40 protein-coding genes are annotated in these 21860 nt (G+C 58.7%); 9 read left to right on the plus strand and 31 right to left on the minus strand.

All coding sequences use genetic code 11. The annotated features are described in order from the left end of the window. Nucleotides 1-38: 38 nt before the first annotated feature. The 29 genes from AU074_RS10410 to AU074_RS10540 form a co-directional block, all read right to left on the minus strand. Nucleotides 39-374, minus strand: a complete 336-nt coding sequence (locus tag AU074_RS10410) for a hypothetical protein (RefSeq protein WP_076014648.1) — start codon at nt 372-374, stop codon at nt 39-41. Between the two features lie 42 nt (nt 375-416). Further along, a complete protein-coding gene (locus AU074_RS10415; protein ID WP_371916622.1) occupies nt 417-575 on the minus strand; it encodes a hypothetical protein in 159 nt (52 codons plus the stop codon). Nucleotides 576-667: 92 nt separating this feature from the next. Next, nucleotides 668-997 carry a hypothetical protein gene (locus AU074_RS10420; protein WP_076014650.1) on the minus strand — a complete coding sequence of 110 codons (330 nt, stop codon included), beginning with the start codon at nt 995-997 and terminating at the stop codon, nt 668-670. Nucleotides 998-1036: 39 nt separating this feature from the next. Further along, complete coding sequence (locus AU074_RS10425; protein WP_046068872.1) at nt 1037-1534, minus strand: hypothetical protein; 498 nt, start codon at nt 1532-1534, stop codon at nt 1037-1039. Nucleotides 1535-1589: 55 nt separating this feature from the next. Then, nucleotides 1590-1976 carry a DUF3168 domain-containing protein gene (locus AU074_RS10430; protein ID WP_076014651.1) on the minus strand — a complete coding sequence of 129 codons (387 nt, stop codon included), beginning with the start codon at nt 1974-1976 and terminating at the stop codon, nt 1590-1592. After that, the gene (locus tag AU074_RS10435) at nt 1969-2472 is read right to left on the minus strand and encodes an HK97-gp10 family putative phage morphogenesis protein (RefSeq protein ID WP_076014652.1); all 504 of its coding nucleotides are present in this window, start codon (nt 2470-2472) and stop codon (nt 1969-1971) included. The genes AU074_RS10430 and AU074_RS10435 overlap by 8 nt, the downstream gene beginning before the upstream one ends. A 3-nt stretch (nt 2473-2475) precedes the next feature. Further along, a complete protein-coding gene (locus AU074_RS34150) occupies nt 2476-2646 on the minus strand; it encodes a hypothetical protein (protein ID WP_173860370.1) in 171 nt (56 codons plus the stop codon). A 9-nt stretch (nt 2647-2655) separates the two neighbouring features. Next, a complete protein-coding gene (locus tag AU074_RS10440; protein ID WP_076014653.1) occupies nt 2656-2988 on the minus strand; it encodes a phage head closure protein in 333 nt (110 codons plus the stop codon). Further along, the gene (locus AU074_RS10445) at nt 2988-3287 is read right to left on the minus strand and encodes a head-tail connector protein (protein ID WP_076014654.1); all 300 of its coding nucleotides are present in this window, start codon (nt 3285-3287) and stop codon (nt 2988-2990) included. Before AU074_RS10445 ends, AU074_RS10440 begins: the two co-directional genes overlap by 1 nt. Then, entirely contained in the window at nt 3288-3488 is a 201-nt protein-coding gene (locus tag AU074_RS10450; RefSeq protein ID WP_076014655.1) for a hypothetical protein, read from the minus strand. A gap of 52 nt (nt 3489-3540) precedes the next feature. After that, complete coding sequence (locus AU074_RS10455; protein WP_076014656.1) at nt 3541-4749, minus strand: phage major capsid protein; 1209 nt, start codon at nt 4747-4749, stop codon at nt 3541-3543. Continuing rightward, nucleotides 4746-5387 carry an HK97 family phage prohead protease gene (locus AU074_RS10460; protein WP_076014657.1) on the minus strand — a complete coding sequence of 214 codons (642 nt, stop codon included), beginning with the start codon at nt 5385-5387 and terminating at the stop codon, nt 4746-4748. Before AU074_RS10460 ends, AU074_RS10455 begins: the two co-directional genes overlap by 4 nt. Then, entirely contained in the window at nt 5374-6582 is a 1209-nt protein-coding gene (locus tag AU074_RS10465) for a phage portal protein (protein ID WP_076014658.1), read from the minus strand. Before AU074_RS10465 ends, AU074_RS10460 begins: the two co-directional genes overlap by 14 nt. A gap of 7 nt (nt 6583-6589) precedes the next feature. Further along, on the minus strand, nt 6590-8131 hold the full coding sequence (locus tag AU074_RS10470) for a terminase large subunit (RefSeq protein ID WP_076014659.1): 1542 nt from the start codon (nt 8129-8131) through the stop codon (nt 6590-6592). After that, nucleotides 8131-8607, minus strand: coding sequence for a TerS protein (locus tag AU074_RS10475; RefSeq protein WP_076014660.1), 477 nt, complete (start codon nt 8605-8607; stop codon nt 8131-8133). Before AU074_RS10475 ends, AU074_RS10470 begins: the two co-directional genes overlap by 1 nt. Before the next feature lie 180 nt (nt 8608-8787). Next, a complete protein-coding gene (locus AU074_RS10480) occupies nt 8788-9102 on the minus strand; it encodes an HNH endonuclease (RefSeq protein WP_076014661.1) in 315 nt (104 codons plus the stop codon). Then, the gene (locus tag AU074_RS34040; RefSeq protein WP_159442629.1) at nt 9102-9263 is read right to left on the minus strand and encodes a hypothetical protein; all 162 of its coding nucleotides are present in this window, start codon (nt 9261-9263) and stop codon (nt 9102-9104) included. The genes AU074_RS10480 and AU074_RS34040 overlap by 1 nt, the downstream gene beginning before the upstream one ends. A 13-nt stretch (nt 9264-9276) precedes the next feature. Further along, nucleotides 9277-9594: a hypothetical protein gene (locus AU074_RS10485; RefSeq protein ID WP_076014662.1), complete on the minus strand. Its 318-nt coding sequence runs from the start codon at nt 9592-9594 to the stop codon at nt 9277-9279. Further along, the gene (locus tag AU074_RS10490) at nt 9594-9965 is read right to left on the minus strand and encodes a chemotaxis protein (protein ID WP_076014663.1); all 372 of its coding nucleotides are present in this window, start codon (nt 9963-9965) and stop codon (nt 9594-9596) included. The genes AU074_RS10485 and AU074_RS10490 overlap by 1 nt, the downstream gene beginning before the upstream one ends. Before the next feature lie 129 nt (nt 9966-10094). Further along, nucleotides 10095-10787, minus strand: a complete 693-nt coding sequence (locus AU074_RS10495; protein ID WP_076014664.1) for a hypothetical protein — start codon at nt 10785-10787, stop codon at nt 10095-10097. Between the two features lie 3 nt (nt 10788-10790). After that, a complete protein-coding gene (locus tag AU074_RS10500) occupies nt 10791-11111 on the minus strand; it encodes a hypothetical protein (RefSeq protein ID WP_076014714.1) in 321 nt (106 codons plus the stop codon). Between the two features lie 19 nt (nt 11112-11130). Beyond that, nucleotides 11131-12411 carry a tyrosine-type recombinase/integrase gene (locus AU074_RS10505; RefSeq protein ID WP_076014665.1) on the minus strand — a complete coding sequence of 427 codons (1281 nt, stop codon included), beginning with the start codon at nt 12409-12411 and terminating at the stop codon, nt 11131-11133. Next, nucleotides 12408-12839: a VRR-NUC domain-containing protein gene (locus AU074_RS10510; RefSeq protein ID WP_076014666.1), complete on the minus strand. Its 432-nt coding sequence runs from the start codon at nt 12837-12839 to the stop codon at nt 12408-12410. Before AU074_RS10510 ends, AU074_RS10505 begins: the two co-directional genes overlap by 4 nt. After that, nucleotides 12836-13132 (minus strand): DUF1364 domain-containing protein, encoded by a 297-nt coding sequence (locus AU074_RS10515; RefSeq protein WP_076014667.1) that lies wholly within the window; start codon nt 13130-13132, stop codon nt 12836-12838. Before AU074_RS10515 ends, AU074_RS10510 begins: the two co-directional genes overlap by 4 nt. Continuing rightward, nucleotides 13129-13812, minus strand: coding sequence for a replication protein P (locus AU074_RS10520; RefSeq protein ID WP_076014668.1), 684 nt, complete (start codon nt 13810-13812; stop codon nt 13129-13131). The genes AU074_RS10515 and AU074_RS10520 overlap by 4 nt, the downstream gene beginning before the upstream one ends. Further along, complete coding sequence (locus tag AU074_RS10525; protein ID WP_076014669.1) at nt 13809-14585, minus strand: helix-turn-helix domain-containing protein; 777 nt, start codon at nt 14583-14585, stop codon at nt 13809-13811. Before AU074_RS10525 ends, AU074_RS10520 begins: the two co-directional genes overlap by 4 nt. A gap of 11 nt (nt 14586-14596) precedes the next feature. Then, the gene (locus tag AU074_RS10530) at nt 14597-15301 is read right to left on the minus strand and encodes a phage regulatory protein/antirepressor Ant (RefSeq protein WP_083676664.1); all 705 of its coding nucleotides are present in this window, start codon (nt 15299-15301) and stop codon (nt 14597-14599) included. Nucleotides 15302-15369: 68 nt separating this feature from the next. Beyond that, the gene (locus AU074_RS10535; protein ID WP_076014671.1) at nt 15370-15792 is read right to left on the minus strand and encodes a phage regulatory CII family protein; all 423 of its coding nucleotides are present in this window, start codon (nt 15790-15792) and stop codon (nt 15370-15372) included. Between the two features lie 83 nt (nt 15793-15875). Beyond that, nucleotides 15876-16055, minus strand: coding sequence for a Cro/CI family transcriptional regulator (locus AU074_RS10540; RefSeq protein WP_076014672.1), 180 nt, complete (start codon nt 16053-16055; stop codon nt 15876-15878). 88 nt (nt 16056-16143) lie between these two features. Here AU074_RS10540 and AU074_RS10545 point away from each other — a divergent pair, with 88 nt between their 5' ends. Further along, nucleotides 16144-16992 carry an XRE family transcriptional regulator gene (locus AU074_RS10545; protein ID WP_076014673.1) on the plus strand — a complete coding sequence of 283 codons (849 nt, stop codon included), beginning with the start codon at nt 16144-16146 and terminating at the stop codon, nt 16990-16992. 50 nt (nt 16993-17042) lie between these two features. Here the strand turns inward: AU074_RS10545 and AU074_RS10550 are convergent, their stop codons facing one another. After that, nucleotides 17043-17360, minus strand: a complete 318-nt coding sequence (locus AU074_RS10550) for a DUF1654 domain-containing protein (RefSeq protein WP_076014674.1) — start codon at nt 17358-17360, stop codon at nt 17043-17045. A 388-nt stretch (nt 17361-17748) separates the two neighbouring features. Here AU074_RS10550 and AU074_RS10555 point away from each other — a divergent pair, with 388 nt between their 5' ends. From AU074_RS10555 to AU074_RS10575, 5 genes are all read left to right on the plus strand, one after another. Beyond that, nucleotides 17749-18060, plus strand: a complete 312-nt coding sequence (locus AU074_RS10555; RefSeq protein ID WP_076014675.1) for a hypothetical protein — start codon at nt 17749-17751, stop codon at nt 18058-18060. Nucleotides 18061-18465: 405 nt separating this feature from the next. Then, a complete protein-coding gene (locus AU074_RS10560; RefSeq protein WP_076014676.1) occupies nt 18466-18747 on the plus strand; it encodes a hypothetical protein in 282 nt (93 codons plus the stop codon). Then, nucleotides 18744-19058 (plus strand): hypothetical protein, encoded by a 315-nt coding sequence (locus tag AU074_RS10565; RefSeq protein WP_076014677.1) that lies wholly within the window; start codon nt 18744-18746, stop codon nt 19056-19058. The genes AU074_RS10560 and AU074_RS10565 overlap by 4 nt, the downstream gene beginning before the upstream one ends. Before the next feature lie 81 nt (nt 19059-19139). Next, nucleotides 19140-19451, plus strand: a complete 312-nt coding sequence (locus AU074_RS10570; protein WP_076014678.1) for a hypothetical protein — start codon at nt 19140-19142, stop codon at nt 19449-19451. 57 nt (nt 19452-19508) lie between these two features. Beyond that, the gene (locus tag AU074_RS10575) at nt 19509-20069 is read left to right on the plus strand and encodes a hypothetical protein (protein WP_076014679.1); all 561 of its coding nucleotides are present in this window, start codon (nt 19509-19511) and stop codon (nt 20067-20069) included. On the opposite strand, the gene AU074_RS10580 is transcribed toward AU074_RS10575, so the two are convergent. After that, the gene (locus AU074_RS10580; protein ID WP_076014680.1) at nt 20070-20261 is read right to left on the minus strand and encodes a hypothetical protein; all 192 of its coding nucleotides are present in this window, start codon (nt 20259-20261) and stop codon (nt 20070-20072) included. A gap of 82 nt (nt 20262-20343) precedes the next feature. Between AU074_RS10580 and AU074_RS10585 the strand changes: the two genes are divergently transcribed. The 3 genes from AU074_RS10585 to AU074_RS10595 all read left to right on the plus strand — a co-directional run bounded on the left by AU074_RS10585 (nt 20344) and on the right by AU074_RS10595 (nt 21855). Further along, on the plus strand, nt 20344-21096 hold the full coding sequence (locus tag AU074_RS10585; RefSeq protein ID WP_076014681.1) for a phosphoadenosine phosphosulfate reductase family protein: 753 nt from the start codon (nt 20344-20346) through the stop codon (nt 21094-21096). A 65-nt stretch (nt 21097-21161) separates the two neighbouring features. Then, the gene (locus tag AU074_RS32770) at nt 21162-21473 is read left to right on the plus strand and encodes a hypothetical protein (protein ID WP_178106614.1); all 312 of its coding nucleotides are present in this window, start codon (nt 21162-21164) and stop codon (nt 21471-21473) included. 4 nt (nt 21474-21477) lie between these two features. Further along, entirely contained in the window at nt 21478-21855 is a 378-nt protein-coding gene (locus AU074_RS10595; RefSeq protein ID WP_076014683.1) for a hypothetical protein, read from the plus strand. Nucleotides 21856-21860 lie beyond the last annotated feature (5 nt).

The following is a 21860-nucleotide window of genomic DNA, read 5'->3' on the forward strand; positions in this document are numbered from 1 at the left end:
AAAAAAACCCGCCGTAGCGGGTGGTAAATTTAAAAAATTTAACGGCAGTGCTTGGACCAAGCTTGCTCAAAGTCACTTGAGGTCATCCGATCGTCCCCCGCAAAAACCACCATCTCCTTGGTCGCCGCAATGAATCTCCTGAAGCCGACATATCCACCGAATGAATTTTTCGAGTTAACCTCGCCGCAAAATCCCCGCTGATTACGAAACTCAGCGCTGTCTGGATCCTTCAAGACTCCGGACACAAACTCCCTGGCTACGCGCTGATATCGTATCTCGGTCAATTCAGCCTTTTGTCTTGCCTTATCCGCCTCCGACTGTCCGCACCCCGCCAACAGCAAAAAAATAGGAAGCACCAATATCAGCTTTTGCATTCGTCAATCCCTCGCCTTTAATTGGTGAAGACTATCAAAATGCTATGCCGCGTGCCTGCCTGTGAGCGCCTGCCGAAGCTTGTCAGCAACGGCTGAAGGCGATGGCTTATCAGGCTTGGGCTTGGTCTTCCCTCCACCGAACGGGTTGGTCATCTGGGCCCACTCGATCTTGGCGTCCATGGCCAGGAACAGTTCGGGCATCGGTGTGGTCCAGGCCAATTCGGGCGCCCAGCCCAGCCAGCCGGTGGCCACCGCGTAGAGCCGGTCGACGTAGCTGCCGTTCTCGACAGCACTTACGCCGCCGCCGGCTTTTCCTTTCCCGCGTCGGGGCCCTTGGGGTTGTACAGCGCTGCCAGGTAGGCATTGAGCTGAATACTGACGTCAATGACGCCAGCCTGCCAAACCTGCTCAGCAACGGCCTCGGCTGCTTTGCCGGTCAGCCCGGCACCGCCGGCGATGATCACCGCACAACCGTCGATGCTCAGGGCATTGAGCGCCTGAGATGCGCCGCGCAGCCCGCCGAAGTGGGCCTCAATGGTGCGCACCGCGCCAAGCGTAGGCTTGAGGGTGTAAGTCTCACCGTCGAGGGTGATGTCGACGGTACCGAAAAGGGTCTTGCTCATGCGTCAAATCCTTGGGGTTCGGGGCCGAAGCCCCTCGGGTTAAGCCGCGGCAGCCGGGAGAATTTCCAGGATGTCGGAGTTGATGCCGATCGTGACGTTGCGGCGCACCACGTTGTCAGCGGCGCCGGCGGCGACGGTGTTGTTCATCACCTTGCCGCGCAGATAGAAGGTGGTCGGCAGCAGCGCCGGGGTGGCATCAGGATCGCCGTCGTTGAGGGTGATCTTGATGTTGTAGTCGCCCTTGCTGCGATCCTTGTGAGCGATCTTCAGCTTGGCCTGGCCCAGGTCACCGTTATCCAGGCCGACGGCCAGGGTCAAGTCACCGGCATCGGCGGTGCCCTTGTACTTGCGTACACGGCCATCGCGCAGCGAGGTGAAGGTCACAGAGCTGAACGTGTCGCCGAACTCGCCCAGGTCTTCCACCTCGCCGATATCGACATAGGTGTCAGCCTTGTAGAGCGCTTCGGTGTCCGCGCCGTTCTTGCTGCCGATACCGATCCGGCAGCCGGCGGCTGTATTGAGGTTGTCTTCGGCCATGGGGGTTCCTCCAAGGGCACATTGGATAAAGCCGCGGTGCGGCCGGGTGTTGGGTTTAGTGGGTGGTGATGATGCGGATCGTGATCGATCCCTGGTACGTGACGCCGTCAGGCTCACGCTGTGCGTCGGCTTGCTCGACCCTGACCGATACGGCCCGGCCGACAGTCAACGGCAAGCGGCGCTCATCCAGAGCCGCCACAATCTCGCCATTGATGCGCTTCACCTCTGCCTGCCCGTGAGAGTCAGACCAGACCGACAGATAGATCAGGCGGCGCTCGCGCTTCCTGCCAGCAATCGGCGTCATGTTCGTGGAAATCTCCCGATCAAAGGAGACGTAAGGCATTTCGGTATCCATCGGTGCGCCGTCGAAGACGGGACACGAAACTTCAGCCTCCAGCCTGGCGAACAATGCTTCCTGCAATGCTACGGACGGGTCAGCCATCAGAAGCCCCTCTGCTTGCCTTGGCCAGCGCGCGGGCGATCGCTGCACTCAGGTTTGACTGTACATGCTCTCGATTCAAATCCAGAGCCGGACGCAGCCATGGGTGCGCAGGTCGAGCCGGGATATCAGGGAACTTACCGTAGAAGTTGGTCCCGTCGCTCTTGTTGGTCTTTCGACGATTACGGCCCCCCGAACGCTTGTTGCCCTTGTAGCCTTTGGTGCCAAACTCGTAAAACCGAAGATAGAAAAACTCCCGGTTGTCCTTTTTGCCGCGAATACCAATTTGTGCATCAAGTCCACTTTGGGACACAAACACCTTGAGCGCACCCATTGCCGCGCCAGTATCCTTGGGCACTAATTCGCGCATTGATTCAAGTATCTGGTTCGCCGACTCCAGCATTGCCGGCGCCAGCTCGTTTTCCGTCGTGGCATGAATGGCACGCAGCAACCGGCGCAACTTGAAGTCGCCGGACATGCGTGATCGGCGGGCGGCCATGGCCTACTCCTTGGCCTTGGCGGACTTTTCAGCGGCAGGTGCAGTCTCTACCGCAGGCTCTACCAGACCGCGCGCCACCAGGTCGGCACCAAGCTTGGCGTCGACGGTAAATTCATCGCCCTTCTCCCGGTCGCCGGTGGCGCCGGACAGGTTGCCCAAGGCAATAACTTTCATGATTCACCTCTATGGATTGGGTACGTTCGAACACAGCAGCCGAAGCATGGTGTTCTCGTTGTCGATCAACGCCGCCTCGATTAGATAGGTGGTGCTGACCCCTTTCGAGATATACACCAGGCGGTTGCCGGCTACCGCGTCTACCCGGGGTCGGATGCGGATCTCGGCAGTTACGACTCGGGTGAGCTTTTCAGCGACTGGGGCGACTCGACCGGTGGGCATCGTGATCTCTGCCCACAGCTTGCCGACCTCGGGCCAGGTGACGATGAAGCCCCCGGAACCGTTTGGCGCTCGGTCTGGCTTCTGCATAGTGCAGCGGTGACGCAGGGGGCCTGCTCTCATCAGAATCGCTTCCTGTACCAGAGGAGACGGTCAACGGCCAAAGGAACTGCCGATGAAATAGTGCCGATCACGACGGCCTCGCGGTTGGCGTACCAGTGGCCAACGAGCAGTAGCACCGCCTGCTCGACATCAGGCGTGAACCCCATCTGCTCTGGTTCGGACGGTTCGTCTTCCACCAGCTCCCGGTCACAGTGCATGGCAACGTGGAACTTGGCCGCCTCGAAGTAACCGGTGATGAGCGTGTCTTCCTCGTCGCCGTCCACCTTCAGGTGGAGCTTCACGCGCGCCAGGTCGATCATTTACTTGGTCTCGTTGGGCTTGGACTGCTTGCTGGCTTTCGGGGCAGTACCGTCATCGAGCGCGGCAAGCCCTTTACCGATCAAGCGATGGGCGTACTCTTCGTCGTCCAGGTCGATTACCTCGCCGGCAGAAACTCGGCCGTTGTTCACTTTGACCTTGTCAGGATCGCCTTCAAAGCCCCACAGAACTTTGACTTTCATAACTTTCTCCACAAAAAAGGGGCCGTCAGGCCCCGGGGTCAATTCGACACAATCAAGCTTGAGGTTTGAAGCGCCCCTTCACGAAGGCGTAAGGACGGCGTACAGCCAGACCCAAACGCTCCTCGACCAAGATGGCTCGTTTGTTCTTGATGAAGTCGTCGTTGATCATGCCGACCTTGATGGTGAACGCCATTCGGTCATAGATCCGCGCACCCTGCGCGAAAGACCCTGTCAGGAACTCGCCGCCGGTGGTGGAACCATCGCCTTCGTCCATGCTGTCGGAGGCCACAACAGGGCGCCCCCACAGGATCGGAGTAACCAAGCCCTGCAGGTTGGCAAACAGATAGCGGTTCTGGGCGTCCTTTTCCAGCTCGATATTCATCCAGTCCAGATCGGTCATCACCACAGCGTCAGCCGAACGCTTGGATTGCTTGCCAACCTGATATAGGGCGCGGCGGACAGTGTCGATAGCCGTATCATTCGCCTTGCTCAGCGCCGCGTTGAAAGCAGTAGCCTGAGTCATAATACCGTTCATGTTTTTACCGATGCCATCGCCCTTGAGGATCTGACCTTCTTTCTTCAGCTTCAGGTCGTAGCGCAAAAGCTCCTGAATGTAGCTGTAGAGTTGCGGCACGTCGTCCAAAGCCTCGTCGGTTACTGGCATCCAGACCGCGATCTTCTTGATGGTGTCGGTGGCTTCTTCGAAGGTCACGTCGCTCGATGGCTTCGCTTCGCCCTCGCCGACCATGCCTGCACCCAGGGTGTGCAGCAGTTCCTTGAAGTAGGTGAAGGAAGTGCCGGTGACCGGTGTCGAAGGAATCAGATCCTGAATCACCAGGTTCTGCCGTGGCTTATCCTGAATGACTGGATCGTACTGAGGCGCCACCAGGCCGGCGCTGGTCACCTTGACCTCGGACATGTTCGCCATTGCCGACTTGGTAACTTCGATTTCAGCGCGATCCTGCTTCTTATCAAGGAGCGCCTTGTAATCGTCGTTACCTTTGACGAAGTCGATGAAGCCCTTCTGCTCACCACCCGGGGATCGCAGACGAACACCCTTTTCTTCGAGCCTCTGCACCTGCTCGATAACGCGCTCGATCTCACCCTTTTGGTTTTCGATCTGGGACTTAATGTCCTTGGTTGCGGCGTTACCCTTCTCGAGCTCTGCCGACACATGGTCATATTTTTGTTGCAGTCCACCGAAGCCATCGGAGAGTTGTTTTTCGAGGGCTTCGCGAATTTCTTTAACATCAGCGGTCATGGCTGAACTCCAAATTGATTTTTGAACAGGTTGGATATTTCTTTCAGCTCATCCACGATCGCCGTGGCCGCCGTCCCACCATCACGGTGTACGGCGGAATAGCCGAGCGAGGCGACTGCTGCCGCCTCCTTTTGCGAGAGCCCCATGCGTTCGCGCAGGGCTGCTTCAAAAAGTCTGATATCCGACTTCACGTCGGTAACCTTTGCCTCTGGATTCATACCGAAGGGCACTATCGAGGCTTCCCACAGTTCGGCGGCGCTGATCAGTCGCACAGTGCGACCGTCGCGCTCTTCGAACGTGGCCTTAATGGTGTTGAAGCCGATGGACATACTGTCCAGCGTCTCTTCCTTCATGAGCTCGTATGCGTCACGGGCATAGCTCACGGCTAGGTTGATCTTGCCTTTGAGGTAAAGGCCATGGTCGTCTTGAGTGAAAGATGCAGACCCGACAAGCCGGGTCAGATCATGGAACAGCGCCAGCTTCAGACGCCCCCCGCGAGTTGTCTTCACCTTCGTGAATGCGCCGGGCAGAATCACGTCGTCGCCCAGATCGATGTTGTTGAACACCGCGGCGTAACCTTCGAAGTTGCCCGCGTCATCCATCCCTTTCAGCTCAAACGGGACTTCAATCTTTGACATTTGTTTGCATCTCCCACCGGGTAACCCGGTCGTATTCTTCGCCAACCAGCGGAGGAAGGTTTTCTTTGCGCCGAACTTCGTTGATGGTCATCCAGCCGGATCCGCCAGAGCCGCCCAGGGCGCTACCGTAGTAGGTCGCCCGACCAGCGCTGTCAGCTCGCAGAATTCCCTCGACGACGAACTCGACGAATTGTGTGGTTCCGGCGAATAGCTTGTCGTTGATCTCGTCCTCGATCGCCTTGATGTAGGGGCTGAGGCCGAAGGTGATGAAGCCGCTAGTTTGCTGCTCCAGATTGGAGCCCATGATTGATGTCTTGCCAGCGCGGTTGGCCAGGTAAAGCGGCACGCCCCAGATGCCCGCAAGGGCTTCTTCCTGGAACTGCTGCGACTCAATGAACTGACTATCTTTCTGCGACATGCCAGCAGGGACAATCTTCGGGCCACCCTGAAGCAGCCCCATCTTTCCAATGTCCTCAACATCGCCGTCGCGGATCTTGGGGAACTTGTCGAGTACTTGAGCTTGCTGCTCGGCGGTCAGGAAGTTGTCATAGATGACGTACCCGCCAGTGAAGCCGCCTTTACGCATAAACCGCGATGACCAACTCTGAGCCGCTTTGGCCAGACCCATCGCTTCCTTCTGAAACTCAACCGGGGACAAACCGTTGATTCCGTCGGCGCTGAATATTTTGAAGTGCAACATGAACTCGGGAGATACCGGGAATCGCTGACCTTTCAAGGTCACCCAATAAATCAGGTCATCGTCGGTATTCACTTCGACAGAGTCGGCGCTCAGCGGGATAAAACCGATGAACTCCCCTGCGTCGTTGCGTTCAATCAGTGCAAAAGCATTCCCGCGCAGCGCCATGTTGACGATGATGGCTTTGATGAAGTTGAGCATCGTCATGTACGGGTTTGGCTTAGCCAGTAAGCGCGCCGCACGGCTGTTACCCTTGGCAAGTGCTCGACCTGCTGGGAGGTCGTCGTAGAGCTTCAAAGGAAGCCCCGATACCGTCTCGCTCAGTATTTTTACGCAGGACCAGACAATGGGAATCGCCATTGCCTTCTTGGGTGTAACAACTTCACCAGAGCGCGTTTGACCACCGATATCGTTATTGACCTCGATGTACTGGCCAGTTTTTGGATCGTTGAAGCCGAAGAAACTCCAGCTCATCGGGTTGTACCAGCGAGAAGCCATAGTGAGCCTATAGAAGTCCGGAGAATCCGTTTTTGAGATAGTGGTCGATGTCGCCCTTGACCTCTTCGGGAGCGCCGAGAGTTGCGCCGAACGCCATAGCAAGGGCCGACATTCCGTCGATGCGGCCGGTAGCCTTGTCCTTCGCGAACTTGCGGTTGCCCGCCGGGTCTTTCTGGATCACCGCGTTGGATGCGCACATCGTGAGCACTGGGTGCATACCATGGCTTAGCCTCCCGTTGAGGAGTTCAGACTCCAGCGCATCGATGGCCGGCGTCATGTCTTTGTACCCCTGGCCATACTCAACCAGGGGTAGGGTTACGCCCTGGGCCTCGGCGTCACGCTTGAAGAGATCGATCCGATATCGGTCGAATGCAATGGCCTGGATATCGCCACCAAGCTCGGCAAGAATCCGAGCTATGTCAGCAGCAACGTACGCATAGTCGACAGTCGCGCCCGGCGTAGTCAGGAGTAGCCCTTCCAGCGCCCACACCTCATAGGCCTCTCTGTCGCGCTTGGCGCGCTCAGCTAGCCCCTGCTCAGGCGTCCAGAAGAACGGCCACACATTCCAGTTGCCGTCGCGCTTGCCGATAACGACGAAGGCTGTGAGGTCAGTCCTGAACGAAAGATCAAGGCCGCCGTACAGGTCCATGCCATCAGGGCTATCTGGATCATCGCCACAGCCGACCCAAACACCTTTGGAGACGAAGACGGAAACCGTCGACACCCGCTGATTCAGGCAAAGGTTTCGAAACGTGTTCTCCGAAGCCGGCATCCGGTCTGCGCGCTCTGCCTGCTTCTCAAGATCTGCCAGCGAACGGAACGAACCAAGCGCCGGGTTTGCAGCCTTCCAACCCTCGCGGTCGGTAACCTTGCAGTCCTTGGGCGCCTGGTAGACGCGGCTGACGATGTGCGGGTCTTGCGACTTCTCTGCATCGTCAAGCCAAATGCTGAACAGGTCACTGTCCTGCGCGGCCTGGGTACTGATCGCAATCAACAGGGGAGCCGCGTGGGCTCCCTGGGCTGTCGTGATCGCATCAATGAAGTCGCTCTGTGGGCCGCGTACCTGGCCAATTTCGTCGAGGATCGCCAGGATGGGCGACAGGCCGTGGGCCGTTTTACCTTCGGCAGAAAGCGCTCGGTACTCAACGTTAAGCGGCGTACCGATCAGCGTCTTACTGCTTGGCACGATGTGAATCAAAGACTGCAGTTCTGGGTTGAGCTGGATCATCTTCACAGCCAGCTTGAACACAAGACCGGCCTGCTCACGACTCATTGCTCCCGATACGATCTGAGAGTTCTGCACCGCCTCGGGTCCAACGATGTGGGCCAGAAGAATACCGGCGATCAAGCCCGTCTTCCCATTCTTCCGGGCAATGCTTAGGAACGCAGTGCTGGTGCCGGCAGGATTGTCGTAGACATCCAGGATGAAATCTTTCTGGAATGGATCAAGCTCCAGGGGCTTGCCAACGTGCTGACCTTCCGGCACACGGCAGTATTTCTCAATGAAGGCGATGACCTTTTCGCCACGCGTCCTGCGCTTGACTGCCATCAGTGCATAGCCCTCGGAATGAGATCCTCGTCGTCCTGCTCTGCAAGAACCTTCTCGGCCTCTCGCTGCTTGGTCGCCTTCTTACCTTGGTCGCGAGAATCCCCCTGCGTAGCCTGCGCGTGAACCTGTAGCGTCCGGCTCAATGACACGGCTCGACGGCTCAGCGTTTCTAGCAGGCTGTGCTTGGGGTTTATGACTTGCGTGCCCCGGTCGTTTTTCAACACATCGCCCTCCAGATCGATCTCCTTTTGCAGGCGTTCAATGTCTGAAAGGCACCGTGCGAGGTTACCGGCCAGGACCAGATCAGAGTCTGTCCAACTATCACGCGTGCGCGCGCGCACAATGGAATCCCAAAAAGGCTTGTCGCCTTTGCGTAAATGGACGAACCTCGGCGGCTTAATTGGTCCGACACTGGCAGCCCGCATAGCGGCAACCGCCGATGTCGCGCTATCGGAGCGGCTACGCTTGGCTGTCATAGATTTTCTCAATACTGGCCGCGATGTGTTTTGGCGGCGTTTTCCGGGTTAGGGATGAAGAAGAGAGTCGAGGGCGGTCCCGTCCAGCGGCATTCTCAATATTTTTACCGCCCCCTGGGGCACTGGCGTGCTACAAGTCGGGGGATTGACGTGCTACAAGGCCCGAATTGATAGTTTTTATCAATTGCGGTTCCAGTGATGGTTCGGGTCGACCGGGATGCCTGACACGTCATGACCAGGCAAGATGCCGGTCCTCTCCTGCCTCTGCTTGGCTCCGTCGTGACACTGCTTGCAAAGGCTTTGCAGATTCGATGCGTCGAAGAACAGATCCTCGTTGCCCTTGTGGGGCTTGACGTGGTCGACGGTATTGGCTGCCTCAACCGTACCCAAAGCACGGCATAGGCGGCATGTAGGTTCGGCCTGTAGCTGATGCCATCGAAGCCGATACCAGCGCTTGGTCTTGTACAGGTGGTGCCATGGTGACGTGCTCGCCATCACTCCACCTCAAGCTTGAAGCCGTGAGTCACTAGCCAATCAATGAATGCCTCGGGCATCTCATCGCGACCGGTCAGCCAGCAGTAGCAGATGGCAAGGCTGAGAACTTCAGTCACCCACCAACGCCGAACAACCTTGATCGTTACGCTTACCTTAGCCATCACCACCTCCAGCTCACTGCCCGACGCGGTTGAGCGCCTCATCCGCCTTGTCCGCTGCCTGGGCCGCTGTAGTCGCAGCCTTGGTAGCCTTGTCGGCGGCGGTGCCAGTCTTGCGGGTCAGCTCTTCAAGGCGCTTATCCCGCTCTTCCATGGCTGTGTCGTAGGCCTTGCGAATGTCCGTGATCTGGTTGCTCTGCTTATCGGCTAGAGCCCAGTACGCAGCCTGGTATCCAAGCACAGCACCACCACCAACCAGCAGCACAGCAATGGCCCAGACCTCAGCCCGCCTCCACCACCGGCGTGCAATGAATTCCAGTGCGCATCTGTCCATCAGGCGATACCTCCAAGCTTGGTGCGCAGGCGGTGGATCTCTTCGCTCTGCAGCGTGACGCGCTCGGTGAGTTGTCCGACCTGGCTGGTGAGGGCTTCGATCTTCCCTTCCATCCTGCCAACGGCAGCGGCGAGATCGTTCCGCTCTTTCGCGAACTGATCAGCGCGGGCCTCGGCCTCTTTGCGGGCCGAGCGCTCTTGGTTCAACAGCTCATTGAGCCGGCGCAGCGTACCGATATCGGCGCTATCCATGGCCCGATCAGTCGCGTCTTTAGATAGGAACTTGCGAAGCCAGAGCAGCCCGCCCAGCACGACAGTGGCACTACCGCCCAGCCAGGTAGCCGTGCCTGGGCCGAGGTCAGTAGGATCCATCCGATACTCCAGAAACGAAAAAGCCCCGCACAGTGGCGGGGCTCAAAATTTGTGTCAGTCCTCTAAACGCGCAGGAATGACAGGATGGGATAAATACTGACGGAACGATGGAACACTGTCAACGCCTGATTAAGCAGCATCTGAAATAATCAAACCCTCGAAGTCAAAGATCTCACCGGCGATGCAAAGCGCCTCGTTTACCAGGGTATCCAGAGCGCCGTAGATGTTGCGCCTCCACTCACGACGCGTGGATTCAGGTCTCCCTTCAACGTCCCAGGTGTTCATGTCATAAAAGCTCTTGGGCAGGATGACCATTGAAGCGGCGCGGGACTCGAGGCGCTTCTTCGCTGCACGCTCGGCAGCCACGGCTGAGGCGATCATCGAATCCCGGCGCCAGTCAGGCGTATCAACCGGGATGGTCACTGTCACCGTCTGCGGCCCCTTCTGGTCGGCGCCCTTCAGCTTAGGAACTGCCCAGGCCGTGACAGCCTTGAATACGAACAGCGCCGGCGCTGGAGACTGGATGCGCACACGCAGGTCGGCGATCGCCTGAACCTTCTTGCCTTTGTCGGTGCTGTATTTTGCGACCAGAGCATCCATATGGTGCTTCTCAAGTCCGTGGTGCAGTCGAGCAGCAACCCAGCAATCAGCCTGGGTGCGGTCGATTGATTCGCCCGGCGCCGTGCCGAACAACGAGCGCAGGTCGCGCTGCTGCTCTTCGTGCGGGCTGTACAGCTTCTGCCAGGCCTGCTTGCTGGTGTTGTCGATGGCTTCAGCGGCGAGGGCCGAAACGACGCCGCCAAGTACGCTTTGATAGATCATCGGTCAGTCCCCTGTGAAGTTGGTGGCACCCGGGCCACGGCGGTTGTTCTGGTTGTACTGCCTGGATTCGGCACTCGTCGGAACCATTTCCCCCATGAAACCCAGCATGGTGTTTGCCCGGTGCAGCATGAGCCCCAACTGAGTGACTAGGACGTCGAGCGGCAAGGCATCGCCAGTTTCGGCAGACACCCAACCTGATGCGTTGCATTGGGGGCAAGGCAATTCGTGGAACACGCCTCTCACCACTGTCCGGCCCTTGCAGGTGGTGCACTGTGCGACCGTGATCTGCTGAGCCTTGAAGGCGGGGCCATGCTGCTTTTTCATCATTTTTAAACCTCGCCTTTTATGGTTTCTGGATTTGGCTAGAAGCCGCGCCATTCAAGGCCTCGGCTGCATTATGCGAATTTCCGTTTCTAGTCATTGTCGAGCGGTGAATAAGGCTGAAGCCCTTCCCGTCTAGCCAGTCGTGCCACTTGTTCAGGGCTTCGCGCTTGAGTAGTTCGGCAGAGGTGTGGATGTAGGTCTGCACGTTGCGGGTCATCGTGTGGTTCACCAGCATCTCGCCGATAAGGAAGTCGACGCCAAGATCAGTCCAGCCGGTGCGGGCAACCTTGCGCAGGTCGTGGCTGGTCCACTCGCCCTTGCCCAGCCGGGTGAACGCGGCGCATGCCTGGCTGTCGCTGATCGGGCCACGGTTGCGTGCCGGGAACATGTAGGTGCCCTTGTAGCCCTTGGCTGACTGCCAATCGCGATATCGCTCCAGCAATGCGCACACCTGGTGGGTCAGCGGCAGGTGATGCTCGCAGCGAGTCTTGGTGTTCTCGGTGGGGATAAACCACTCGCCCTGCTCGCCCAGGGTCAGGTGGGACCACTGCGCCTGCCTGGTCTCCCCGGAGCGGGTGCCGTGGCACAGCATCATCAAGGCCAGCATGCAGTCCTGCGGGTGCTGGTCGAACCCTTCGGCCAGTTGCCCGATCACTTCCTCGAGTTGCACGGCGCGCAGGCGTGACGGTTTGGGCTGGATACGCGCCTTGGTGAAGTCGGTGAACTTGAATCCTGCAATCGGGTTGGTGGTGATCAGGCGCAGCTTCTCGGCCTGGCGAAACGCGACCACCAGTACGCCCCACATCAGCCTGACATAGGACAGGGACATTTCGGCCTGCATCGGCCACATGACTAGCTTGTCGAGCGTTGACCGATCAACATCCTCCACCGCCAGGGTGCCGAGCCGTGGCTTCAGATGGCACGAGATGATCGAGGTGTTGGTGGAACGGCGCTTGGCTGAAAGGCTGCGGTCAACGGACTGGCGAGCAGTGAACCAGTCCAGCAACTGACCAACCGTCTGTAACGTGCCCGCGGCGGCTGATGCCTTCGGGTCGGCGGCCAGGCGTTCGCGGATCTTTGGCAGAGCGCTGATCAGTCCCTTCACCGGAAGCTCCGGAAACCCGGCGATCTTCTCCCACTTCTTGCCCACCACCAGGTGCCAGGCGCCACGCTCCCGGTTTTGATGGAAGCGGAAATACACGCCTGGGTACCGAGCATCCCGCAGGTCACGGATATCGGTGTTGCCGGCCTGGCGCCGGATCTCTGCGTCGGTAAACGAAGTGAGCAGTGTCTGGGTCATGCGGCAGCCTTGGTTTGGGGTTGAAGTAGGTAAGCCCGGATTGCCTCAATGGCGTCGACGTGCCCACGGCAGACGATGGCCAGATAACCCTGATCAGTCAGCGCCTGCAGGTAGGCGTCCTGAGCCGGGGAGACGGCGGCGTCATACGGCGCCCGGGCTTTGAATTCGATGTACAGGCCGAAGTACCCGCCGCGAGCCATCGGCAGCACCAGATCGGGAACACCGGCCTTCACGCCCTGCTCTTTCAGCTTCATCGCTACCAGCTTGTGCCGGTGCCCGCCGTTCGGGACGTGAAAAATCAGCTTGGATGCGACCGGGTAACGCAGCGCGATTTCCTTCATCAGCGCGGCCTGCTCCAGGCCTTCCCGGTCGACGGCCTTGGCACGCTTGGGTGCTGGGTTGAATGGCTTCACAGCAAATGGCTTCAAAGCTTCACCTTCCCTTCGCGAATGAGGATGTCTTGGGTGCGCATGACGCCCTCGGCGAGATACAGCCGGACCTCTTCACGGGTGAGCTGTACAGGCGCCTTGAGTCGACCATCGGCGATGTCGTGGCAGTAACCGCAAGCCCAGGCGCCCTGGAAGTCGTTGGGCTTCATGCCCACGCCGCAGGTGCCGGACAATCGGTAGTGCGCCAGGACCGTGGTGGAGGATTCGCAACCGCAACCCGGGAGCCGAACCTGGCATTCGCGATCGCGGGCAGCATTGGTGAGCTTGCTCATTGGGCACCGCCGGCGCGGCGGGCACGCAGATCGGCCAGCGCCTTTTTCCCAACCTCCGGAGTTATCCGGGGCTCCAGACCCACCTCCGCCACCGGCACCGGGCTCAACTGCTCGCCCTGCCAGATGCGCCGGCACTGGATCAGGTAGTGCTTTTCGAAGCTCGCCAATCCAAGCTCACGAGACAGCAGCGAGAGACTGTGGAAGCCCGCAGCCGCCGTGGCGTGGTAAATGGCCGGGTGATACCACTTTTCGCAGCCACGCATAGCTGGGTGGCAGTTTCGAAGGGCCTGGGCGTAAGCAGACTCGACGCTGGGCAGCCCCAGACCCTCAGGGGCGAAGCACCAACTGACGAAAACGCCCGGGGCAGGCACGAAAGCCGATTTGCTTGCACTCACGACGCGCATGCCGTGATCGATCTGCTCCATTCGAGTAATTCCGGAGCGCATGAACTCGCCCAGCCACTCAAGTTTCGAGGCGTTCATGACAGCCTCGGTCGGCCAGGACTGGCGCCAGGCGCCGCACGCGCCGCGCAACCGGAGGAACAGATCGTCGATAACTGCTTGGGTTGCCGGGTCAACAGCCACCACGACTGGGGATTGATCTGGACCCTGGTAAGCGGGGTCGCATTGACGGCGCGCTACCAGCTGGCTCGCCACAACAGGTTTGTTTGATCGGTTCACAGGCGCACCCCCTTCGCGGCCCAGTCTTCACCGGCCATGCTTTCCTCACTGGTGGACGCTCCGGCGGCCTGGGCACGCTCTCGTTTGATCCAGCCAGACAGCTTGAAACACCAGCCAGCGGCGGTATCGAGAACGGATGTTTTGGCGACGAAGAAACCCTTGAAGCCCGACAGCAGTTCAGCGGTCAGGGAGTCAGCCGGTAGCCCGGCGATTTTCAATTGAGTTTGCAGCGCCTCGTCCGACGGCACGAAGTCGGCAAACATGGCGAAGCGCTGGCGATCATCTTGCTGCTCCAGCGCCTGGCGATCCTGCTCATCGATCAAGTCCGAAAGCTCGCGCTGCTGCTGCTCTTCGGTTCCTTGATGGTTAAGTGATGGATTGGGTGCAGCTGCTGCACCCCGTTCTGTTCCAGGCTGCACCCCGTTCTGTTGTGGTTTGCACCCCGCCGCGTCATCTGCACCCCGTTTTGCACGGGGTGCAGGATTTGCACCCCGCAATATTTGGAGGTCATAGACGACAGGACGACGGTCATGGCGATCAATGTGCACCGCCGCGATGGCCTGATTGCCCTTCTTGATTAGGCCGGACTGTTCCAGGTCGTCAAGCTTGTAACGGACTGTGCGCTCGGAAAGCCCGGTGTCCTGGGCCAGGGTAGAGGCAGACGGAAAGGCCCCAGTGCCGTTCGAACCGGCGTAGTTGGCCAGGCACAGCAGCACATGCCGAGCGCTGGAGTCTTTGAGGGTTTGCACGGGCAAAGAAAGCGCCCATGACATAGCTTGAACGCTCACAGCGAGTTTCCTTGGAGTTGTTCGGCGAGAGTGGTGATGCCTTTACGGGTGACCATGACCTGCTCCACCACCTTCAGGTCTTCCTCGGCGCCCTTCCCTACCGTGACCAGCTTGTGCTCGAGCAGGCCTGAGGTCAGGCGAGGCTGGTAGGCAGACCAGGCGGCGAAGGATGTGCGGCGGTAGATCCAGCGGTTGTCGCTGAGCCACTTGAAGAGCTTCAGCGGGCCGACACCCAGCTGCTTTGCTGCCGAGGTAATGCAGATTGAGCCGGCGGTAGCGGAAAGAAGCTCAAGGGCTTGAACCTTCGGGGCCTGCTGCTGGATGACCAGGTGCAGCGAAGCGTTCTGCTTGGCTTGATCGGCAGCTAACTGGAGGGCTTCGGCAAAGTTGGAAGGCATCGATATGGTGTGTCGCGACACCTTTTCGAGTTCGCCAAGACGTGTCACGACACGATGGCGAAGCGGGATGCTGTACCCGGTCAGAAGTGTCTCGGTGAGCACGCGGTCAAGTTGGAACTCGGCGGTGTAACCGCGCCCGTCCTTTTCTTCCTGAAGATGGCGCAGATTTGCGCCATCCTTCTCCAGGGCATCGCGCATCACGCGAATGTCGCGGATGACATCCTTGTGTTGCTTGCCGGTGAGTTCGGCGATCTCCCGGCTCGACATGCTGACTGTATTGCTTGGAGCAACAAGTGTGTTCATAATGGCCCCACAAGTTAAATTGCTGTTGAAAGGACCGCCCTGCCAGGCGGTTTTTTTATGTCTGGGATTCAGGCGGCCTTCAGCGATTCGCGCAGCACATGCAGCGCATCAATCGCTTCCTGAATGGCCTTCTCGCCCTGTGCTTTTTCGTGCTGGCTGATGTGGTTGTCCGCGGCGGCATCGAAGATCAATCGACCCACGTCACCGCATTCGGCGGACAGGTGGCCGAGCGCAACCATAAGTGGCTTGGCTGCGGGCTTCTCGCGGGCTACCAGTTCAAAGCCGAACTGGTCTGAAAGAGCCAGGAGGGGGCGCATATCGCCGGTGTGAAGCAGGATTCCGAACAGGTGCTCGATGGTCAGGTGATGAGCCGCGTTGTCCGGGTTTGAGCGCTGCAGCAGGCTCACGTGTGCCAGGCACATCTTCCCGGCCAGTTCTTCTGCCCCACTTTCCTTGATGGTGGTGTGGCAAGCCCTCAAGAAATCTTCCATTCGTAAAACCTCAAATTTGTTTCCGTGGTAGCGGGCGCCAGGTACGGCGATCATTCGCTCAACAGATCAATGACAGGGACGCCTTATGCAGCAGTTTTCTTCTTGTCGGCCTTCAGCTGGCCGCCGGTCACATGCTCAAGCTGGTATTGACGGAGCTCTGGAATCTCATCGCCCCACTGCCGGACAGCCTCGTATGTGATGCCGAGCGCTTTAGCGAGGGGCGCGATTCCTTTGAAATGTTTAATTGCGTCGGCACGGTTCATGGCTGACTCCTTTGGGTATACGGCAATTCAAGCATGCTTGTGTTTACTAAGCAAGCATGCTTGCCAAGCTAACTTGTAGATTGCTTGCATGAAAATTACTGATCGGATTGCGAAACTTGTCCTGGCGCGAAAGCCAGAGATTGGGCCGCGAGGATTCAAAAGGGATATAGCGACCACCTGCGGGGTCAGCTACGAAGCTGTTCGTCAGTGGTTTGCCGGTGATACCGGCAACATTAAGAACGAAAACCTGGTAGCGATCGCTGAAGGCTATGACACGACGGTCGACTGGCTGCTGTCAGGCAAGGGTGAGCCGCCGAGCCGGAAGGCTGCGGGCGCTCCAAAGGTCGGCAAGTATTCTTCGGCGGATTTGGTCAAACAGATGCTCGATAAGCACGGCCGAGGCCTATCGGAAGACGCACGAGCGAGAATCGCCGAGGTGGTAGAAGAGGTGGCGCTTGAGTCGAAGTTGACCAATGTAGTGAAGGTCGACTTCACCAGGGCCGGCCAAGTCGGCGACGAAGTATGGATTGCCCACTACGACGTGCGCGCAGCGATGGGCGGCGGCCAGATCCCGCACGAATTCCCAGAAATGCTTCAGGATATACGGGTCAGCCCCAAACACTTGAGGGAGATGGGAGTTTCGTTCAAAGAGCACTTCCACCTCAAGATGATCACCGGGTGGGGGCAGTCAATGGCGCCGACAATCAAAGATCGCGACCCGCTGCTGGTAGATATCACCATCCGGGAGTTCACCGGGGATGGCATATACCTCTTCTCGCACGACGAGATGCTCTACGTGAAGCGCTTGCAGAAGAAAGGTAAAGATCGTTTCAAGATGATCTCGGACAACAAGCACCACGACCCGGAGGATATCAGGGTAGATGACACCCACATCTTGGCCCGCGTGCTGTACGTGTGGAACGGACTGCCGGTATAAGACCATGCCCTTCATCAAAGCCCGGCCAGCGCCGGGCTTTTTATTGCCCGCTAGAAAGGCGCCGCCTCTTCTTCCTGCTCAAACTCAACCTCGCCCCTCCCCACCACCTCAAGTTCCTGCTGCTCCCACCTCACCGTCACGCTGCCGTCGTCATTGAGAGTCAACTCAAGCTCGTCGGTTTCGGCGATCACGCCCAGCACCTCTTCCCACTCTCGATCTCCGTCCGTGTCCAGGCGATGAATCGTCACCCAGCGCTGCGCCTGCGCCACGGGGTGGTTGATCATCGACGACACCCTCAAACCCAGCCGTTCCATGCCCGTCATTTCTACCCGCGGTGATCCTGCTGGACTTCCCTTCTGCTTAGCCATAACCACCTCCCAAGAATGCTGTACATACGTACAGTAAGCAAAATAAACACAAGCGTGCTTGCATTCAGTACACAAGCATGCTTTTATAAATGCAAGCCGACTTGTGCTTCTCAGCAAGTACACGGCGACCACCGCTCTTTAACAGCCAGCGCAACAAACAACAGACCGCATTGCCTCTACCGGCGACCGGCGAGCAGACAGGCCCGAAAGCCTGCCAACGACAGGGAAAACCTTGTACGGCTGCCCGATGGTGAAACGCCAGAACCGAGTGAACGACCCGGCAAGCAATGCGCCCCGCCCCTTCCGGCGGTAATTGGACGGAAATTTTCACTGATGCACCCAGCTGAGGTTCGGTCGGGTGCATTGGGAAAACAACCGAGGAAAAATCATGAACCTGTACACGCATCAGAGCGGCCTGCTCGCCCTCAAGCCTGAGCGTCAGGAGGCTTGCAAAAAGGCAGGCGTAACCGTACTGAACTTCGGCGAGAAAGTGGCAAAGGGCGGGATATTGATCGCAGATACTCGTCCGCGTGGTTTCTTGGGCGGCCGAGGCCCGGACGATCCGGCAGCCACAATGATCATCATTGGCGGCGTATTCAAACCGGAGAAAGTCTTCTATTTCAAGAGCTTCGATAGAGCCTTGAAAAAAGCTTTGAAGCTCGAAGCTGGAACAACCAGCGCCACGACAGCCTGTCGTTAACTGCCCGGTCACCTGCGTGCCGAAGCGCAGGCTGAATCGGAGATCGCTCGGCTGACTGCCCCGAGATAGCAGGGTGGCCACCTTTACCCGAGCCAGAGCGACGAACAACGCGGCGAAGACGGTTTACTCGCCAGCCAGATTCGAGCGATCTCCGATGCAGACTCAATAGGTGGCCACTGCCTTCCCAGTGAGCGAACAGCGGAGGATTGGCAGCCATGTAAACGCACAGATACCAGCGCAGCCCAGATGGCCCCGCTGGCTTGTTACGTAGGAGGTAAAAGCCCGGTTTCGACTGGGCTTTTTTACGGCTCGCCTTTATTCGTCAGCACCCTCCCCTGCGCCCAGCGGCAACCAGCAGGCGGTCAGGCTGCTGACGAATAAACGCAACCCACTGAGGTATCCGCCATGCACGCATCAGTTCAACAGCGAGTCGACGGGGTTGCGGCCCTGCGAGTTCGCTCCCGCATTGCCACCGCCGAGTTCTATGCCCTGATCGGCAAGGAGCAGCCCGTGCAACAGATTCGCTTCCAGGTCATCACCCGCGGCAACGCTTACCACATCGTGGAGCGCTCCACCGCCAAGGTGAAGGGCTTCCGCTGGACCTGGAAGGAAGCAAGCAACTTTGCCCAGGAGCTGGAATCTCGTGCAGATGGCGTGAAGGTAACGCTTTCAGGCGGTGCGCAGTGATCGGCGTACCGATGGCCAACCCTCGCGACACAGTGATCGCGGATCTGCATCGCCAGATGGACGCATTCTTCGGCGCCGGCAACAAGGCCGAGCAAATTGCCAGCGGCGTCAGCGGTGAAGTCGGTGGCCCGATCAAAAGCACCCGCAGCATCAAGCTGAAGGCTGCCCGCGACAAGGATGCGCCCAGGCTGAAGGAATTGGCTGAAACCGGAATGACTGCAATCGAGGCCGCCAAAGAGTTCGGTACCGACAGCAAGCGTGCCAGGCTGATCGCTCAGGAAAACGGCTTCAAGTTCGCCGACAGCCCGTGAAGCGCATCAACAACCAGGTGCGGCAACGCCGTCGTCAGGCATGGCTTGATTTGCCAGCACATGAAATCGAAGAGGTAGGCCATGGCCAAGAACAACGCGCAGATCCAGCGGGACAAGCGCGCGAAAGAGAAGGCGCTGCTCGACCGGATCGGCGCCGAGAAGCGAACGCTGATTGTCTCGAAAGCGCTCGATGATGCGCTTCAAGTGCTGGGCGAACGTCACGACTTTGAAGAGTGGCAGGAGACGGTCTCGACGCTACTGATCAACCTGGCAGCAGCGCCCGCCGAAGAATCTGCCCGCTTCACCACCATGTCGCGACCTGTTTTCGAGGTTACTGAAAAGCAGTCGCGACAGCTTGAAGAGTTCCGCAAGACCGGCATCGAACCCGCATAACCCACCCTACTTGCTGCATCCGGTAACCGGAGGGCGGCGCCTGACTGGAGATAAGCCATGAGCAACTACATGTACAAGACCACAGCCCCTGCCGTGGTTGCGGCGGTCATCGCCTGGGAAACCAAGCGCAAAGAGTGGGACGCCCAGCGCGCCAAGCTTGGCCAAGTGTTTGGTGGTGCGGCCTCGCCGATGCGGTCAGGTAATCGGAGCTACGTCGGCGGCGTGAAACTCAGTGATAGCCGCGAACTGGACGTGCACTGGTGCCGCCCCGACCAATACGGGTACCGCTCGCTCCGCTCCAGCTCCAAGCCTGCGAAAGGAACGCCAAAGGAGGCGCGCGTCACTCAGGTCGCCGAGCATGAGCGCCTGTCGGCTCTCTGGAAGGAACATTGCCCTGCCAGCATCGATATGGACGAAGCCTGGGAGGCGATCGGCCTGAACCCGGGGGCACTGTGGATGTGCGGCGGTGTGTTCTTCGAGCTGGATGAGGTTGTGTACCTGAGCCTCGGCCTCAGGCTTGAGGATGGACACGAGAACATCGAAGGCGCCACCGAGATCCTCGGCAGCGAGTTTGAGGCTGCACGCCAGACTGTCCTAGGGCAGCGCAAAGCGGCGTAGTTACTCTGGAAAAACTTCAGCAGTAGGCAACACACCTGCAACGGCCTGACACTTCAAGTCAGCGCAGATAATCATGCTAATTGGTTGGGCGGTTCGGGCTACATAGCGGTTATATACGGCTGCGAATTCGATGCCCCCACACTTTGGGCAGGTTGGCTTGAATTCGTCGTGCTGCATTTCTTCGATACCCATCTGATTCTCTCCTTGATCCGGCTCCATGCCGGTCACCCGTAATACCCCATATCACTGAATCACGCCAGCCGGCGAGGTATCCATGAAACTCAATTCTGACGTTGAGGCCCTGGTGGCTTCCGGCGCGCTCTTTGTCGCCAACCATTCCGGAGGCAAGGACTCGCAAGTCCAGCTGATCAAGTTGTTAGAGGTGGTGCCTATGACGCAGCTGGTCGTAGTGCACGCCTCGCTGGGTGCCATGGAGTGGCCTGGCGCGATGGAGCTTGCGCGCGATCAAGCCGACGCAGCAGGTCTGCCATTCATCGTGGCCACTGCCACCAAGACGCTGCTGGAAATGGTAGAGCGCCGCTTTGAAGGCAGGCCGGAGGTGCCGAGCTGGCCGTCGGCATCCACCCGCCAATGTACGAGCGATCTCAAGCGCGGCCCCATCCAGCGCGAGGTTCGGCGTTACGCCAAGGCTGGCGGTTTCAAGGTGATCGTGAACTGCCTGGGGTTGCGCGCCCAAGAGTCACCCGGGCGCGCCAAACGGCAGGCATTCAGCCGCATGGCTATCAGCAATTCAGTGCACACCTGGTACGAGTGGCTGCCAGTGCATGAAATGTCCAAAGCCGAGGTGTTCAACATTATCGAGCGTGCCGGCCAGAAGCCGCACTATGCGTACGCCCTGGGCAATGACCGCCTGAGTTGCGTGTTCTGCATCATGGCCAGCAAAGGTGATCTCAGGAACGGGCGCCAGCACCAGCCTGAACTGCTCCAGCAATACAGCGATCTGGAGAAGAAGACCGGGTACACGATGCACATGAGCCGCATCCCCTTGGTCGAGCTTTCTGCCTGACAGACTCAATTTAATTTTAACAATCACGCCAGCCGGCGAGGCAGGCGCACGCTTGGAGATTACCCATGAGCATCCCTGCAAGTGCCTTGAGCGACGAAGGGTGCCTGCACTATGCGGCGCTTGAGCCAGCCGCCGCCGCTGAGCTTACCCGCCGCCTTACCGCGCAGTGCATTGATCCAGGTGCCGAAGCTGAAAGTCTTCGCGATGATATCCGCATGCTCGAAAGCCAGGCTGATGATGCTGAGGACGAGCTGGATCGCCTTCGAGACTATGCCGAAGAGGCTCGCACCTACATCAAGCGCGCAATGAATCACGACGAGCACGAAGATCTGCCGGTGAGCAAGCTTCTTCAGAAAGCCCTCGATTGCCTGGAGTAAGGCCATGACCACTTTTGCAGTGTTTGGAATGAGCGAGAACTGGGCTCGCGAAGAGGCCAAAGAGCACACGCCCACCTTCAAAAATGAGGGCGGCAAGCGCATCGACCTGACCGTTTCGCAGTGGGAGGCCGAGGTGGAGGTTCGGGTGGCCAAGATCATGGCAGGCAAAAAATGCGTGCGCCTGTCGCCGATGTTCGACGCCCCCCAGTACGCACAGCAGTTCATGGACATGGCCCGAAAGAGCATTGTCTGTCGCGACCTGAAGATCAGGACCAAGGCCGTCCTGGTCGACGCCAAGAAAAAGCCGATCCTGAATGCCAAAACTGGTGCGCCAAAGATTGGGTTTGCTGACTGGGTGCCGGAGGCGACTTGCGCCGCCTGACAGCA

The organism is Pseudomonas sp. ATCC PTA-122608 (assembly GCF_001952855.1).
Lineage (GTDB): Bacteria > Pseudomonadota > Gammaproteobacteria > Pseudomonadales > Pseudomonadaceae > Aquipseudomonas.

Coding starts and splice junctions, on each gene's coding strand:
- AU074_RS10410 (WP_076014648.1), bottom strand. CDS start 374: ATGCAAAAGCTGATATTGGTGCTTCCTATTTTTTTGCTGTTGGCGGGG.
- AU074_RS10415 (WP_371916622.1), bottom strand. CDS start 575: ATGCCCGAACTGTTCCTGGCCATGGACGCCAAGATCGAGTGGGCCCAG.
- AU074_RS10420 (WP_076014650.1), bottom strand. CDS start 997: ATGAGCAAGACCCTTTTCGGTACCGTCGACATCACCCTCGACGGTGAG.
- AU074_RS10425 (WP_046068872.1), bottom strand. CDS start 1,534: ATGGCCGAAGACAACCTCAATACAGCCGCCGGCTGCCGGATCGGTATC.
- AU074_RS10430 (WP_076014651.1), bottom strand. CDS start 1,976: ATGGCTGACCCGTCCGTAGCATTGCAGGAAGCATTGTTCGCCAGGCTG.
- AU074_RS10435 (WP_076014652.1), bottom strand. CDS start 2,472: ATGGCCGCCCGCCGATCACGCATGTCCGGCGACTTCAAGTTGCGCCGG.
- AU074_RS34150 (WP_173860370.1), bottom strand. CDS start 2,646: ATGAAAGTTATTGCCTTGGGCAACCTGTCCGGCGCCACCGGCGACCGG.
- AU074_RS10440 (WP_076014653.1), bottom strand. CDS start 2,988: ATGAGAGCAGGCCCCCTGCGTCACCGCTGCACTATGCAGAAGCCAGAC.
- AU074_RS10445 (WP_076014654.1), bottom strand. CDS start 3,287: ATGATCGACCTGGCGCGCGTGAAGCTCCACCTGAAGGTGGACGGCGAC.
- AU074_RS10450 (WP_076014655.1), bottom strand. CDS start 3,488: ATGAAAGTCAAAGTTCTGTGGGGCTTTGAAGGCGATCCTGACAAGGTC.
- AU074_RS10455 (WP_076014656.1), bottom strand. CDS start 4,749: ATGACCGCTGATGTTAAAGAAATTCGCGAAGCCCTCGAAAAACAACTC.
- AU074_RS10460 (WP_076014657.1), bottom strand. CDS start 5,387: ATGTCAAAGATTGAAGTCCCGTTTGAGCTGAAAGGGATGGATGACGCG.
- AU074_RS10465 (WP_076014658.1), bottom strand. CDS start 6,582: ATGGCTTCTCGCTGGTACAACCCGATGAGCTGGAGTTTCTTCGGCTTC.
- AU074_RS10470 (WP_076014659.1), bottom strand. CDS start 8,131: ATGGCAGTCAAGCGCAGGACGCGTGGCGAAAAGGTCATCGCCTTCATT.
- AU074_RS10475 (WP_076014660.1), bottom strand. CDS start 8,607: ATGACAGCCAAGCGTAGCCGCTCCGATAGCGCGACATCGGCGGTTGCC.
- AU074_RS10480 (WP_076014661.1), bottom strand. CDS start 9,102: ATGGCGAGCACGTCACCATGGCACCACCTGTACAAGACCAAGCGCTGG.
- AU074_RS34040 (WP_159442629.1), bottom strand. CDS start 9,263: ATGGCTAAGGTAAGCGTAACGATCAAGGTTGTTCGGCGTTGGTGGGTG.
- AU074_RS10485 (WP_076014662.1), bottom strand. CDS start 9,594: ATGGACAGATGCGCACTGGAATTCATTGCACGCCGGTGGTGGAGGCGG.
- AU074_RS10490 (WP_076014663.1), bottom strand. CDS start 9,965: ATGGATCCTACTGACCTCGGCCCAGGCACGGCTACCTGGCTGGGCGGT.
- AU074_RS10495 (WP_076014664.1), bottom strand. CDS start 10,787: ATGATCTATCAAAGCGTACTTGGCGGCGTCGTTTCGGCCCTCGCCGCT.
- AU074_RS10500 (WP_076014714.1), bottom strand. CDS start 11,111: ATGAAAAAGCAGCATGGCCCCGCCTTCAAGGCTCAGCAGATCACGGTC.
- AU074_RS10505 (WP_076014665.1), bottom strand. CDS start 12,411: ATGACCCAGACACTGCTCACTTCGTTTACCGACGCAGAGATCCGGCGC.
- AU074_RS10515 (WP_076014667.1), bottom strand. CDS start 13,132: ATGAGCAAGCTCACCAATGCTGCCCGCGATCGCGAATGCCAGGTTCGG.
- AU074_RS10525 (WP_076014669.1), bottom strand. CDS start 14,585: ATGTCATGGGCGCTTTCTTTGCCCGTGCAAACCCTCAAAGACTCCAGC.
- AU074_RS10530 (WP_083676664.1), bottom strand. CDS start 15,301: ATGAACACACTTGTTGCTCCAAGCAATACAGTCAGCATGTCGAGCCGG.
- AU074_RS10535 (WP_076014671.1), bottom strand. CDS start 15,792: ATGGAAGATTTCTTGAGGGCTTGCCACACCACCATCAAGGAAAGTGGG.
- AU074_RS10540 (WP_076014672.1), bottom strand. CDS start 16,055: ATGAACCGTGCCGACGCAATTAAACATTTCAAAGGAATCGCGCCCCTC.
- AU074_RS10545 (WP_076014673.1), top strand. CDS start 16,144: ATGAAAATTACTGATCGGATTGCGAAACTTGTCCTGGCGCGAAAGCCA.
- AU074_RS10550 (WP_076014674.1), bottom strand. CDS start 17,360: ATGGCTAAGCAGAAGGGAAGTCCAGCAGGATCACCGCGGGTAGAAATG.
- AU074_RS10555 (WP_076014675.1), top strand. CDS start 17,749: ATGAACCTGTACACGCATCAGAGCGGCCTGCTCGCCCTCAAGCCTGAG.
- AU074_RS10560 (WP_076014676.1), top strand. CDS start 18,466: ATGCACGCATCAGTTCAACAGCGAGTCGACGGGGTTGCGGCCCTGCGA.
- AU074_RS10570 (WP_076014678.1), top strand. CDS start 19,140: ATGGCCAAGAACAACGCGCAGATCCAGCGGGACAAGCGCGCGAAAGAG.
- AU074_RS10575 (WP_076014679.1), top strand. CDS start 19,509: ATGAGCAACTACATGTACAAGACCACAGCCCCTGCCGTGGTTGCGGCG.
- AU074_RS10580 (WP_076014680.1), bottom strand. CDS start 20,261: ATGGGTATCGAAGAAATGCAGCACGACGAATTCAAGCCAACCTGCCCA.
- AU074_RS10585 (WP_076014681.1), top strand. CDS start 20,344: ATGAAACTCAATTCTGACGTTGAGGCCCTGGTGGCTTCCGGCGCGCTC.
- AU074_RS32770 (WP_178106614.1), top strand. CDS start 21,162: ATGAGCATCCCTGCAAGTGCCTTGAGCGACGAAGGGTGCCTGCACTAT.
- AU074_RS10595 (WP_076014683.1), top strand. CDS start 21,478: ATGACCACTTTTGCAGTGTTTGGAATGAGCGAGAACTGGGCTCGCGAA.